The 11,972-nt window shown below is 69.3% G+C and carries 14 protein-coding genes; 7 read left to right on the plus strand and 7 right to left on the minus strand.

The genetic code is table 11. From position 1 onward, the window contains the following. Position 1: 1 nt before the first annotated feature. Entirely contained in the window at positions 2-811 is an 810-nt protein-coding gene (locus tag ACWDSJ_RS00915; RefSeq protein WP_450028616.1) for a phosphotransferase enzyme family protein, read from the plus strand. Between the two features lie 6 nt (positions 812-817). Here ACWDSJ_RS00915 and ACWDSJ_RS00920 read toward each other — a convergent pair whose 3' ends face one another. Together ACWDSJ_RS00920 and ACWDSJ_RS00925 are read right to left on the minus strand one after the other, a co-directional pair. Continuing rightward, positions 818-1,357, minus strand: a complete 540-nt coding sequence (locus ACWDSJ_RS00920) for an NUDIX hydrolase (RefSeq protein ID WP_450028617.1) — start codon at positions 1,355-1,357, stop codon at positions 818-820. Positions 1,358-1,506: 149 nt separating this feature from the next. Next, the gene (locus tag ACWDSJ_RS00925; protein WP_450028618.1) at positions 1,507-1,683 is read right to left on the minus strand and encodes a DUF6011 domain-containing protein; all 177 of its coding nucleotides are present in this window, start codon (positions 1,681-1,683) and stop codon (positions 1,507-1,509) included. A 310-nt stretch (positions 1,684-1,993) separates the two neighbouring features. Between ACWDSJ_RS00925 and ACWDSJ_RS00930 the strand changes: the two genes are divergently transcribed. Then, positions 1,994-2,275 carry a hypothetical protein gene (locus tag ACWDSJ_RS00930; protein WP_450028619.1) on the plus strand — a complete coding sequence of 94 codons (282 nt, stop codon included), beginning with the start codon at positions 1,994-1,996 and terminating at the stop codon, positions 2,273-2,275. Positions 2,276-2,285: 10 nt separating this feature from the next. After that, a complete protein-coding gene (locus ACWDSJ_RS00935) occupies positions 2,286-2,684 on the plus strand; it encodes a hypothetical protein (protein ID WP_450028620.1) in 399 nt (132 codons plus the stop codon). A gap of 81 nt (positions 2,685-2,765) precedes the next feature. Here ACWDSJ_RS00935 and cutA read toward each other — a convergent pair whose 3' ends face one another. Both cutA and ACWDSJ_RS00945 read right to left on the minus strand, forming a co-directional pair. Further along, positions 2,766-3,098, minus strand: a complete 333-nt coding sequence (gene cutA / locus ACWDSJ_RS00940; protein ID WP_450028621.1) for a divalent-cation tolerance protein CutA — start codon at positions 3,096-3,098, stop codon at positions 2,766-2,768. A 19-nt stretch (positions 3,099-3,117) separates the two neighbouring features. Then, a complete protein-coding gene (locus ACWDSJ_RS00945) occupies positions 3,118-4,335 on the minus strand; it encodes a cytochrome P450 (RefSeq protein ID WP_450028622.1) in 1,218 nt (405 codons plus the stop codon). Between the two features lie 63 nt (positions 4,336-4,398). Between ACWDSJ_RS00945 and ACWDSJ_RS00950 the strand changes: the two genes are divergently transcribed. After that, positions 4,399-4,932 (plus strand): TetR/AcrR family transcriptional regulator, encoded by a 534-nt coding sequence (locus ACWDSJ_RS00950; RefSeq protein WP_450028623.1) that lies wholly within the window; start codon positions 4,399-4,401, stop codon positions 4,930-4,932. A gap of 3 nt (positions 4,933-4,935) precedes the next feature. Here ACWDSJ_RS00950 and ACWDSJ_RS00955 read toward each other — a convergent pair whose 3' ends face one another. Continuing rightward, positions 4,936-6,174, minus strand: coding sequence for a multidrug effflux MFS transporter (locus ACWDSJ_RS00955; protein WP_450028624.1), 1,239 nt, complete (start codon positions 6,172-6,174; stop codon positions 4,936-4,938). 116 nt (positions 6,175-6,290) lie between these two features. Between ACWDSJ_RS00955 and ACWDSJ_RS00960 the strand changes: the two genes are divergently transcribed. Together ACWDSJ_RS00960 and ACWDSJ_RS00965 are read left to right on the plus strand one after the other, a co-directional pair. Continuing rightward, positions 6,291-6,875 carry a dihydrofolate reductase family protein gene (locus ACWDSJ_RS00960; RefSeq protein WP_450028625.1) on the plus strand — a complete coding sequence of 195 codons (585 nt, stop codon included), beginning with the start codon at positions 6,291-6,293 and terminating at the stop codon, positions 6,873-6,875. A gap of 180 nt (positions 6,876-7,055) precedes the next feature. Continuing rightward, positions 7,056-7,874 carry a hypothetical protein gene (locus tag ACWDSJ_RS00965; RefSeq protein ID WP_450028626.1) on the plus strand — a complete coding sequence of 273 codons (819 nt, stop codon included), beginning with the start codon at positions 7,056-7,058 and terminating at the stop codon, positions 7,872-7,874. On the opposite strand, the gene ACWDSJ_RS00970 is transcribed toward ACWDSJ_RS00965, so the two are convergent. Further along, positions 7,855-10,197, minus strand: a complete 2,343-nt coding sequence (locus ACWDSJ_RS00970) for an ATP-binding protein (RefSeq protein WP_450028627.1) — start codon at positions 10,195-10,197, stop codon at positions 7,855-7,857. The two genes, ACWDSJ_RS00965 and ACWDSJ_RS00970, sit on opposite strands and share 20 nt — an antisense overlap. 173 nt (positions 10,198-10,370) lie before the next feature. Between ACWDSJ_RS00970 and ACWDSJ_RS00975 the strand changes: the two genes are divergently transcribed. After that, a complete protein-coding gene (locus ACWDSJ_RS00975; protein ID WP_450028628.1) occupies positions 10,371-11,279 on the plus strand; it encodes a universal stress protein in 909 nt (302 codons plus the stop codon). 6 nt (positions 11,280-11,285) lie between these two features. On the opposite strand, the gene ACWDSJ_RS00980 is transcribed toward ACWDSJ_RS00975, so the two are convergent. Then, the gene (locus ACWDSJ_RS00980) at positions 11,286-11,933 is read right to left on the minus strand and encodes a response regulator transcription factor (protein WP_450028629.1); all 648 of its coding nucleotides are present in this window, start codon (positions 11,931-11,933) and stop codon (positions 11,286-11,288) included. Positions 11,934-11,972: the final 39 nt, after the last annotated feature.

The following is an 11,972-nucleotide window of genomic DNA, read 5'->3' on the forward strand; positions in this document are numbered from 1 at the left end:
CATGATCATCCGTGAGGGCTCGCACGCCATCTATCGGCTCGCGGGTGGCATAGTCGCCCGAATCGGAAGGCCCGGGACTCGGGACGATGCCGAACGTGAGGTGCGAATCGCGCAGTGGCTCAACGACTCTGCCATACCGGCCGTTCGACCGGTGGCGTCGTTGCCGCAGCCGGTTGTGGTTGATGAACATCCGGTCACCTGGTGGCACTTGATTCCGGATCATCGTCCGGCGACGCCGGGACAGCTCGGGTCGGTGCTTCGTGGGCTGCACGCCTTGGCTCCGCCGACGACCTTCGCGCTGCCGGATCAACATCCGTTCGAAGACCTGCGGGAGCGACTTGCCAGTGCTGCGGTGATGAATGAGTCCGAGCGCGGCTGGTTGCTGGCGCACTATGACGAATTGCGTGGTCGGTATGATGAACTGCCGCAACCAGTCTCGCCGTGCGTGATCCATGGTGATGCCTGGCAGGGGAACCTTGTCGTTCCGCCCTCCGGGGTACCCACGCTGCTCGACTTGGACAAGGTTTCGGTGGGCCGTCCCGAATGGGACCTCGTTCAGTTGGCGGTGGATTACACCGACTTCAGCCGCGTGCCCGAAGCCGCATACCGGGAATTCGTCGACGCCTACGGCGGCTACGACCTGACGACACAACCGAGCTTCCGTGTTCTCGCCGATATCCAAGAGCTCAAATGGGTCGGCTTCGCGCTGAGTCGCGCCGAGGCGAGCGAAACGGCCGCCCGTCAGGCGAGGCATCGGATCGCGTGTCTTCGCGGTGAGGTGGCGAGGCCATGGCGGTGGGAGGCGTTGTGAGGCGGTTCAGCGAGGTTCGAGCGTGCAGGCTCGATAGACCGCGACAACCGTTGCCGCCCCGACGATCTCGCCCCGATCGATCATCGCGACCGCCTCAGAGAGCGGAAACCACGCGATCTCCTCGGCCTCATTGATGTCAGGCGCGGTGCCTGTCGGCTCCGCACCCGTCGCCAAGTAGATCTCCTGCGGATGGTCCAAACTTCCGATCGCTGGCTGATACGTGACGAGGTGCCGCATCGATCGCGGCCGCCAACCCGTCTCCTCTTCGACTTCACGAGCCGTCGCCGCGGTCACATCCTCGGCACCGTCGACATAGCCACCGGGCAGTTCCCACACCCACTTGTCGATGATGAACCTGTGCCGATACATGAGCAGAGCTTCGCGATCTTCATTGAGCACCAGGGTCATCGCGCAACGCGGCATCCGTGCGACGTACTGTGTGAACCGCACTCCATCCGGCAGCTCCACATCGACCGTGCTGAGCCGAATATGCCGGTTCTCGTCGACAAGCCTCTCGCCGTGAATCGTCCACTGCGTGCGCGTCACCCATCGACAGTAGCGCGCCAGGACAACAGAGTTCGTCAACACGGAGAAGACCGGATCGGCGCAAAACAGGTAGGCGGCCAGCCCGGCCGAGCCTGAAGCGGTGGCGAAGCCGTGGCACTGGGACGCTTTGTGACACCCCTGAGCGTTGGTCAGCCGATGTCGAACAGGGTGAGCGTCCTGGCGGCGGTCGCGCGGGCGTCGGCGCGTTCGCGGGCCGCGCAGGTGGGGCCGATGCCCTCGGCGACCGAGGCGGGGGAGACCAGCCAGCCGTGGCAGCGGCGGCAGTGGGCGACGAGGCGGACCTCGGGTCTGTCGGCGGCGGCCATGGATTCCTCCTGGGGCCTGGGTGGTGCGTGTATCTGCCGCCGATCCTGGCATGGGGCACCGACAACCTGGTGATGGTGAGTTTGCGAGGCCCGTGGTGGAAGGAGGGAACCGGCCGGGCCGTGGCTGCGTCGAATCAGGTGTGGGGGTTGGTCGACGGGGATCGCCCGCACGGTCGGTAACCGAAAAACGGGGGGCTGGGTGCCGGTGCATCGGCGGGGGTGATTCGTCGCTTTCCTCGTTGCCTGGGCCCGCGGTGACCGCGTGTCCGCGCGGCTACCGACCTCCCACACCATTCCTGAAGGGGGAAACATGAAGCGAGGGTTGATTTCTCGGGCGGTGGTCGTCACCACGGTGGCCGGAGCGGGGTTGTGGCTCGCGGCGGGTCCGTCCGGGGCGGTCACTCCGGCGCAGTGCGAGTCCGACCACCGCGGCCGAGTGCATGTGGTGCTGGATCCGAGCACGGGCTACTCCGGGGTCTGCACCTGCGAGGGCGGGTTCTACGACGGGCAGCAGGTGTTCGGACCGCACATCTATCAGGTGGGCGATACCCCGTTGCCGATCACGTGTGTGGGCCTGGAGATCCCGGCCTAGGCTGACCGGTATGGGGAGCGAGCGCGACGAATGCCGAGTCACCATCGACGGGGTGGCGCCCACGCTGGTGGTGCTGTTCCGCCGCGCGGCCGCCATCGCTGCCGACCACGGTCGGACCTGGGTGGGTGTGGAGGACCTGTACGCGGCCCTGGCCGATCGTGAGCGCGCCCCGCTCTGGTGGCCCCGCGTCGGGAAACCCCGCATCGAGCCGGGCGGCACCGGCGCGGTGCTGTCGACGGATCTGGAAGGGGACACGGTCGCGTTGTCCTACAACGAATTTCGTGACCTGGTGAACGAGTGGATCCCGGGACCAACCCCCGAGATCGGGCCCAAGGATCCGGCCACGGTCACCTACCAGATCAGCGGGCCCCACGCCGAGGAGTTCACGGCGATGATCGAACGGTCCTGACCCGAGACGAGCGAGGTCAGCCGCGGTGGCCGCGCTCGCCTACCGGGGATCCGGTGCGTAATGGCCAGATGAGGTCGAGCTTCAGACGCTGTCAGGGTCCGTCGTAGCCCGCTCGACCCACCCCGCGTAACTCTCCGAACACCACTCGACCGGCGTCGCAGTAACCTCCGGACTCTCCCACGGATGCAACTCGCCCACCCGAGCGGCCAAACGATCACGCTGGACCGCCGACGTGCGCAGGTTGACCCGCCACTCCTGGCCCTCACCGAGCTCACCGAGATGCCAGAACACCGACAAAAACGGACCGGTGATCTCGCCCCCAGCCGCGAGCCGTTCCCCGACAACGGTTTTCGCGATCGCGATCGCGTCCTCCTGCGTCGGTGTCGTCGAGGTCACTGTCCATACCCGGGCCATCGACGTACCGTAGCCCGGACTACCTCACCCGCACCGGCACATTCGTCCACCCGGCCACACTCGTCACCCGGGACCGCCGCAACCCGGCCCGATCCACCTCGAACTCCGATATCCGATCCAGCATGGCGTGCAACGCGATTCGCCCTTCCAGTCGGGCCAAGGCCGCGCCCAGACACCGGTGAATCCCGTACCCGAAGCCGAGGTTGTGGCCCGTGAACGGACGGGTGATGTCGAAGCGGTCGGGGTTGGGGAACATGCGGGGGTCACGGGTGGCGCAGGCCAGTAGCATCAGGAGGGGGCTGTGGGCGGGGATGGTGCGGTCGTGCAGGGTCACGTCGCGCAGGGTGTAGCGGACGTCGTACTGGACCGGGCCCTCGTAGCGGAGCAACTCCTCGAACGCCCCGGCGATCAGCGAGCGGTCGGCGCGCATGGCTTGCCACTGGTCGAGGTGGTCGGCGAAGACGACCGTCGCGATGCCGATCAGCTTGGCGACGGTCTCCGCGCCCGCGCCCGCCAAAAGCGCTGTGAAACCGAGGATTTCGAGATCAGTCAGTCGGGTCAGCGTGCCGTCGTCGCGTTCCACCTCGACCTCGGTCAGGCGGCTGATCATGTCGTCACGCGGGCGGGCGCGGCGTTCGGCGATCAATCCGGCGTAGAAGGCGGTGGACGCGCGGACCGCGGCCAGTCCCTCCTCGTCGATACCCAGCTGGCCCTGCGCGCGTTGCAGCGGCGCGGTGAGCCAGGCGCGGAGCTGGGCGCGGTCCTCGGGTGGGACGCCCAGCATGGTCGTGATGACCTCGATGGGGAACAGGTCGGAGAAGTCGGCCACCATGTCGAAGGAATCCGGCAGCGGGTCCAGGAAGCGGTGAACCGTGGCCGTGATCATCGGTTCCAGTTCGGCGATGGCGCGCGGGGTGAAGACCTTGCTCACCAGTTTGCGCATGCGGGTGTGCTCGGGCGGATCCATCGAAATGATCATCGGCACTTGCTGTTCCGGCGGTTCGGGGGCGAGGACCTGTTCCAGGGTGACGCCGCGGCCGGAGGAGTAGACGTCGAAATCCTTCATGCCGGGGGCCACGTCGGCGTAGCGGGACAGCGCCCAGAAGCCGTAGCGGGCATTGTGATACACGGGAGCTTCGTCGCGGAGCCTGCGGTACAGCGGATACGGATCGTCGTGGAATTCCGCGGCGAACGGGTCGAAGTCGATGGCGTCGTCGGAGACGATCGTGTCGGTCATGATGCCTCTTCTCTCGGACGACCCGAGTATTACATTCGTTACAAAGTGTGTAAAGGTTGTAAAGTGGACTCGACTTCCGGCACCCGCGACGACAGCACCCGCGCGCGCATCCTCCGCGCGACCTTCGAGGTGCTCGGCCGCAAGGGGTACGACAAGCTGAACCTGTCGGATGTGGCCGCCCAGGCGAAGATCTCGCGGCCGACGCTGTACCGGCTGTTCTCCTCGAAGGCGGAGTTGCTCACCGCGTTCGGCGCCTACGAGCAGGCCAATATCGAGAACGGCCTGCGCGCGGCGGCCGAGGGGCACACCGGGGTGGCGCGGCTGGACGCGGTGCTGCGGTTCATCGTCGAATTCCAGGAGTCGTACTCGCTGAGCCGCATGGTCCACGTCGAACCCGATCACGTCCTCGCGCAGATCGAGCGCGTCATCCCGATCATGCGGGCGCATCTGGAACCGCTTGTGCCGCAGGGTGATCCGGTGATCGTCGCGGGGACGATCGTGCGCCTCGCGATCTCGCACTATCTCGTGGGCGGCGACGACAAGGCCGACGCCCTCGCCCAGCTACGCCACGCGGCGGGCATCTCCGGGCAGGTGTGACGCTCAGCTCCGCTCGAGTTCGGCCGCGGCCGCGCCCGTATTCCGGCCGAGCGGTACGAGGGTCGTGAAAGCCGCTGCGCCGCAGGCCAGGACGACCAGCATGACCGCGGCCATGGGCAGCGCGCTGTGCCCGCCGAACGCCCCGGCCACGGGCGAGGCCAGCGCGCCGAAGAGGAACTGCGCCCCGCCGAGCAGCGCCGACGCCGCGCCGGAGGCCGGACGGCCCAGGGTCTGCCCGAGCGTCATGCTCGCGGGGAAGACGCCGCCCACGCCCGCCACGGTGAAGAACAGGCACACCCACGTGATCGCCGCGTTCCCGCCGACAGTGAGCACCAGCGCCACGTGCACGGCCGCCGCGCTCGCCGCGAGCGCGCAGTAGCCGGCCAGCAGCACGGGCACCGCGAAACGCCGCGACAGTGCGCCGAAGAGGGCGCTCGCGGCCATCATGCCCCCGGCGTTGACCGCGAAGACCATGCCGTAGAACGCGGCCGAGGTGCCGTACACGTCCTGGAACACGAAACTCGAACTGCCGATGTAGGAGAACAGCGCCGCCGCCGCGAACCCGAGGGTGAGTCCGCACCCGACGAAGGCCCGGTTCCGCAGCAGCCCGCCCATCGCCCGGAAGGTGCCGCCGAAGCCGCCGGTATGCCGTTCGGCGGGCGGCAGCGATTCGGGCAGCGTGCCCAGCACGGCCACGAACAACGCCACCCCGAACGCCGCGAGCACCACGAACACCGTGCGCCACGTCCCGGCCGACAGGATCGCGGTCCCGATCACCGGCGCGATCACCGGGGCCACGCCGAGCACCATGGCCAGCAGCGAGAAGTAGCGCGGCAGCCGAGGTCCGTGGAACAGGTCGGTCAGCACGGCCCGCGCCAGCACCGTCCCGGCGGCGCCCGCGACCCCTTCCAGGAACCGGAACCCGTTGAACAGCACGATGTTCGGCGCGAGCGCGCACGCCAGCGACAACACCGCGAACAGCACGGTCCCGCCCAGCAGCAGCCGCCGACGCCCCAGACTGTCGCTGATCGGCCCGATGAGCAGCTGGCCGACGACCATGCCCGCGAGAAAAGCCGTGAGCGACAACTGGATTCCGGTGTCGCTCGCGGTGAGCGAGCGGCCCATCTGCGGGAACCCGGGCACGTACATATCGATCGCGAGCGGCCCGACCGCGGTGAGCGCGCCCAACAGCACGATGACCGCGGCGGTGCGTCCGCGACCGGGTTCGGACTTCTTTACCATCGCTAAGTACGGTAGCAATTCGTCCTTCCCGGGCGTCGTGGGCCGCGGGGACCGATGAGTTTCGTCCTCCGGCCCGGTCGACACACCGACCCCACCGATTCCAGAGGAGGCCCGCCATGGGCAGCGTGCTCACCCATATGACGATGTCGCTGGACGGTTTCATCGCCGACCGGGACGACCAGGTCGGCGAGTTGTTCGACTGGTACGACGCCGGGGACGTGACGATCTCGACGCCCAATCCGAACGTCACCTTCCACGTCGACGCCGCCGGCGCCGGGATGCTCGAGGAGCTGTTCGGGAAGACCGGTGCGCTCGTGTGCGGACGGCATCTGTTCGACATCACCGACGGCTGGGGCGACCGGCATCCGGTGGGCGCGCCCGTCGTGGTGGTCACCCACCAGCCGCCGGACGACGTATCCCGCTGGCCGCGAACGACATTCGTGGACGGCGTCGAGGCCGGGATCGCCCGCGCGCTCGAGATCGCCGACGGCAAGGATGTCGTCGTCGCGAGCACGACCGTCGCGCAGCAGGCGCTGGATCTCGGCCTGGTGGACGAGGTGTGCGTGAGTCTCGCGCCGGTGCTGTTCGGCGACGGCATCCCGTACTTCGGCGCGCTCACCCGCGGCCATCAGGTGCTGGACGATCCGGTCGTGGTGTCGGGACTGCGCGCGGTGCATCTGCGCTACCCGGTCCGCCGCTGACCCCCTCGTGATCACGATGGTGCCGCGCGCGGTGGCCGAGCATGGGGGCGACCGCGGGCGCGGCGTCGCCGGTCCGCGCGCCAACCACGATGGGGGACGTGTTTTCCGGTCGTCCGGGGCCTTGTGGCATCCTGGTCAGTCGACATCGGGCATCACGAGCTGAAGGTTGGTCGCGTCGTCGTGACATCGGAAAGTCCCACACCGCAACGGTTCTCGCTCGTGCCCTGGATCATCGTGCTCGTCGCGCTCGTGCTGGCCGTGGCCACGGTGATACTGCTCGTGTGGCAGACCGGCACGGCCGACGAACCGGCGGCCACCGGCACGCCGTCGAGCGCGGAGGGCGCGCCGCTCGCGGACGGCGCGCCGTCCCCGGCCGAAACCGCCGTCGCCGCAACGGATTTCGGGTATCAGCCGCTGTGGCCGTTCGACGGTGTCGACGAGGCGGTGGACTGGCAGCGGGAGGCGAACCCGGGTGGACACCAGCCGTGGCATCTGGACGCGGGCGCGACCGCGCGCATGTTCACCGGCGACTACCTCGGCTACGGCGACATCGACAAGATCGTGAAGACCGATGTGCGCGGCGACGAGGCCTGGGTGAGTGTCGGATTCGACAACCCGAACGGGACGACGGTGACCGCGGCGGTCGTCCACCTGGTCCGGATCGGCGCGGGCGCGGACCGGCCGTGGGAGGTGGTCGGCACCGAGGACGGCACGCTGACGCTGAACAAACCCGGCTACGGCGCGCCGGTCACCTCGCCGATCACCGTCGGCGGCCGGATCACCGGCGTCGACGAGAGCCTGCGCGTGCAGATCCGGACGCAGGGCCGCGCCCAGCCGCTCGCCGAGGCGTCCGCGACCCCGGCCGGTGGTACGGATGTGCCGTGGTCGGCGACGGTGAAGTTCCCCGGCGGCTGTCCGGGCGTGCTCACCGTCGCCGTCTCCACCGGCGGGCACGTCGCGGAGGTGGAGCGGTTCGCCGTCACCGGCGTGCGCTGCTGATCGGCACCGTCCACGTCCAAATCGTCGTGTCGGGCGCGGGCGTGGCGACGGCCAGGGTCGCGCCGAGAGCGGTCAACGATCCGGGCAGCAATTGATCGACGCCCGGCCGCGCGGACGCCGCGCTCGCGCGGGTCGTCTCGGCGACGGTGACGACCAGATCGGCGGCGCTCACGGTCGCGTGCAGCGACAGGGCCGTCGCGGTGGCGCGGCGCGCGATGTCGGCGATCAGCTCGCGCACCGCGTCGTGCACGGGATCGGTGAGTTCGCGGTCGAGCGCGTCGACCGCTCCCGCGAACGACACCTCCGACCGCGCCCTCAGATGTTCGGCGCACTGGCCGAACAGGTCGAGCAGACCCGCCCGGAAGGCGACCCGGTCCGCGGCGGGCGGATCGAGTTCGTTGACGGTGTGGTGGATCTCGCCGATCACCGAATCCAGTTCCGCCACGGCCGCATCGATGCGCTGCCCCACCACGGGCACGCGGGCCATCGACCGAATCCCGCTGAGCTGCAAGCCGATCGCGAACAGCCGCCGCGTCACCGTGCGGTGCAGTTCCAGCGCGATCCGTTCCCGCTCCCCGGCGATGCCCAGCGCGCGCAGCCGTTCCTCGGTGAGCCGCAGGTTCACCAGATTGTCGACCCGCGCCTGAAGTTCCTCGAGCCCGAACGGTTTCGCCAGATAGTCGTTGGCGCCCGCGCGCAGCAGCGCCAGCCGGGTGGCGTCGTCGGCGCGGGCGCTGAGGATCAGGACGGGCGTGGTCGCCAGGATCGGGTCGGCCCGCACCCGGTTCAGCAGGTCGTCGCCGCTGAGCCGGGGCATCATGATGTCGCAGACGATCAGATCGGGTTTGCGCGCGTGGGCCAGTTCCAGCCCGGCGTACCCGTCGAGCGCGGCCGCCACCTCGTAGCGGGCCGAAAGGGCTTGGCGGACAAGCGTGTTGAGATCGGCGTTGTCCTCGATCACCACGACCAGCGGCCGTGAGCGCGGCCGGGCGGTGTCGGGCATCGCGTCGGGGACGGTCGGGGCGAGGTCGGTCAGCACCGCGACGGCCTCGGCGGACGGCTCGTCCGACAGCCGGATCGCGGCGTCCGCCCGCACCGGCGTACCGGCCGGGGCGCGGGTCGGCAGGTCCACCACCAGCAACGCGCCGCCCTCGGGCGCGTCGCCGATCTCGATGGTCCCCCGATGCAGGGCGACCAGATCGCGCACGATGCTCAGACCCAGCCCGGTGCCGCCGACCGCACGGGCCGGGCCGCCGTCGACCTGCCGGAAGCGATCGAAGACGAGCGCGCGGTGCGCGGCGTCGATTCCCGGTCCGCTGTCGGCGATCTCGACGACGAGCCGGTCCGCCGCCGCCCGCAGCGCGCACCGCACGACGCCGCCCGCCGCGGTGAACTTGAAGGCGTTGGACAACAGGTTCACCAGGATCTGCTGGAGATGTTCGGGATCGAGTTCGGCCCGCACCGGCGCGGTGCGCACCACCAGCTGCACGCCCCGGTCCACCGCGAGCGACTCGAAGAACGCCGTCGCGAGCCGCACCTGTTCGGCGGCGTCGACGCGCGCGTAATTCGGTTGCACCGCACCGGCTTCCAGCCGCGACGCGGCGAGCAGATTGTTCACCTGCCGCAGCAGCAGCCGGGCGTTGCGGGCGATCAGCTCGAGATCCGCGCGGACGGGATTCCCGGCCGGGGCCGCGTCGAGCAGCTTGCGTACCGGGGCCAGGATCAGCGTCAAGGGCGTGCGCAGTTCGTGGCTGACGGTGGCGAAGAACTGGCTCTTGAGTTCGTCCAATTCCTTGGTGCGCGCGTACAGGTCGGCCAGTTCGGCGTTGACCTCCTTGAGGCGGCGGCTGGCCTCGGCCACCTCCTGCGTGCGGGCGAAGACCTCCTGTTCCATCCGCCGCCGCTCCGCCCCGGAACTCTGGAGCCGGACGAATTCGGTGACGTCCTCCACGCGGTGGATGATGTACCGCAGCGCGCCGTCGTCGGCGCACACCGGGGAGTTGGACGGACTCCAGAAGCGGGTCTCGTAGGTGCCGTCCGGGCGGCGAATGTCGTAGCGCTGCACCGGCATCGAATCGGCGATCCGTTCGCGGACCACGCGGTCCAGCGACGCCCGCAGGTTGCGCACCCCCTCCGCGGCGGAATCGTCCGGATTGTCCGGGAACACCTCGAAGACGTGCCGCCCGACGATCTCGTCGCGCGCGGTCATCGTCGCCCGCGCGTAGGCGTCGCTCACGGCCGCGATGCGCAGATCCGGCCGCAGCACCAGATACAAGGCGGGCGACGCCTCGAACAGGATCCGGAAATCGATCGATTCGGTCACGACGTCGCTTTCCGTGCGGTCGGCGGTCGAGCGACTCTATCGCAGTTCGCGACCCGGCGTGCCGGTGACGGGCGTTCCGGCGACCTCGCCCCCTTTCGCTAGCATCGGAGAAGATCACCTGCTCCATCGGTTCGGAATTCGTCGCCCGGAACACCGATCATGAGGAGGGCCTGATGGCCGAGCACGGGGTCCCGCAGCGGATCGATTCGGATACGATCGTCGCCGCCGTCGACGGATCGGCGGTCTCCTATCACGCGGTCGGGTGGGCCGCGGCCGAGGCGGCCCTGTACGGCCGCGCCCTGCACCTGATCGCCTCGGTGTATGTGCACGTCCCGGCGGGGTGGGGTCCGGGAGTCATGCTCAGCGAGAGCAATATCGACGATCTGCACGCCGACGGGGAGCGCATCGTCACCGAGGCCACCCGTGTCGCCCGCGCCGCCGCGCCCGACACCGTCGCGATCACCACGGCGGTGACCTTCGACCCGATCATTCCCGTACTCCTCGAACAGTCCGGTGTCGCCGCGATGGTCGTGGTCGGCAGCCGCGGGCACGGCGCGCTGCGGCGCGGGCTGCTCGGTTCGGTCAGCACCGCGGTCACCCGGCACGCGCACTGCCCGGTGACCGTCGTGCGCGGCTGGTCGCCCACCGATCCGGTGGCCGCGAACAAACCGGTGCTGGTCGGCGTGGACGGCAGCGAGAACAGCGTGCCCGCCATCGAATTGGCCTTCGAGGCGGCGTCACGGCGCAAGGTCGGCGTCACCGCGCTGCACGCCTGGAGCGATGCCGCGATGGGGCGGGAGGTGCCGATCATCGGCTGGGACGACGTGCTGCACGAGCGGGCGGCCGCCGACTTCTCGGCGAGCCTGGCGGGGTGGTCCGAACAATATCCGGACGTGCCGGTGCGCCGAATCCTGGTGCCGGACAGGCCCGTTCGCGCCCTGCTCGAGGCGGCCGAGGACGCTCAGCTGGTCGTGGTCGGCAGCCACGGGCGCGGCGGGTTCACCGGCATGCTGCTCGGCTCGACCAGCGCGGCGCTGGCGCAGTCGGTGGACTGCCCGATCACGATCGTGCGGAAGCGCTGACCGCGCTCACCGCGAAATTTGTTGCGTCCCGTGCAGTTTGGTGGCGTAGACGGCGGCCTGGGTGCGGCGTTCCATGCCGAGTTTGGCGAGGAGGCGGGAGACGTAGTTCTTGACGGTCTTCTCGGCGAGGAACATGCGTTCGGCGATCTGCCGGTTGGTGAGGCCGTCGCCGAGCAGGTCGAGGAGTTTGCGTTCCTGGTCGGTGAGGGTGGCGAGGGGGCCCTCGGGTTCGGTGGCGCGGCGCAGGCGGTCCATGAGGGCGGCGGCGGCGCGGTTGTCGAGCAGGGAGCGGCCGGTGCCGACGGTTTTGATGGCGTCGGCGAGTTGCATGCCCTTGATGTCCTTGACGACGTAGCCGCTGGCTCCGGCGAGGATGGCGTCGAGCATGGCCTGTTCGTCGGTGAAGGAGGTGAGGATCAGGCAGTGCAGGTCCTCGACGCGGGAGAGGAGTTCGCGGCAGAGTTCGATGCCGTTGCCGTCGGGGAGGCGGACGTCGAGGACGGCCACGTCGGGGCGGAGGGCGGGGATGCGGGCGAGGGCCTCGGCCACGTTCCCGGCCTCGCCGACGACGGTGAGTTCGGGGTCGCTGTCGAGGAGGTCCTGGAGGCCCCGGCGCACGATTTCGTGGTCGTCGACGAGGAACACGGTGATCATGGAAGGCGTCCAATCGGGAGAAGAGGTGGGGTGATCCTC

Source organism: Nocardia sp. NPDC003482, from assembly GCF_053588115.1.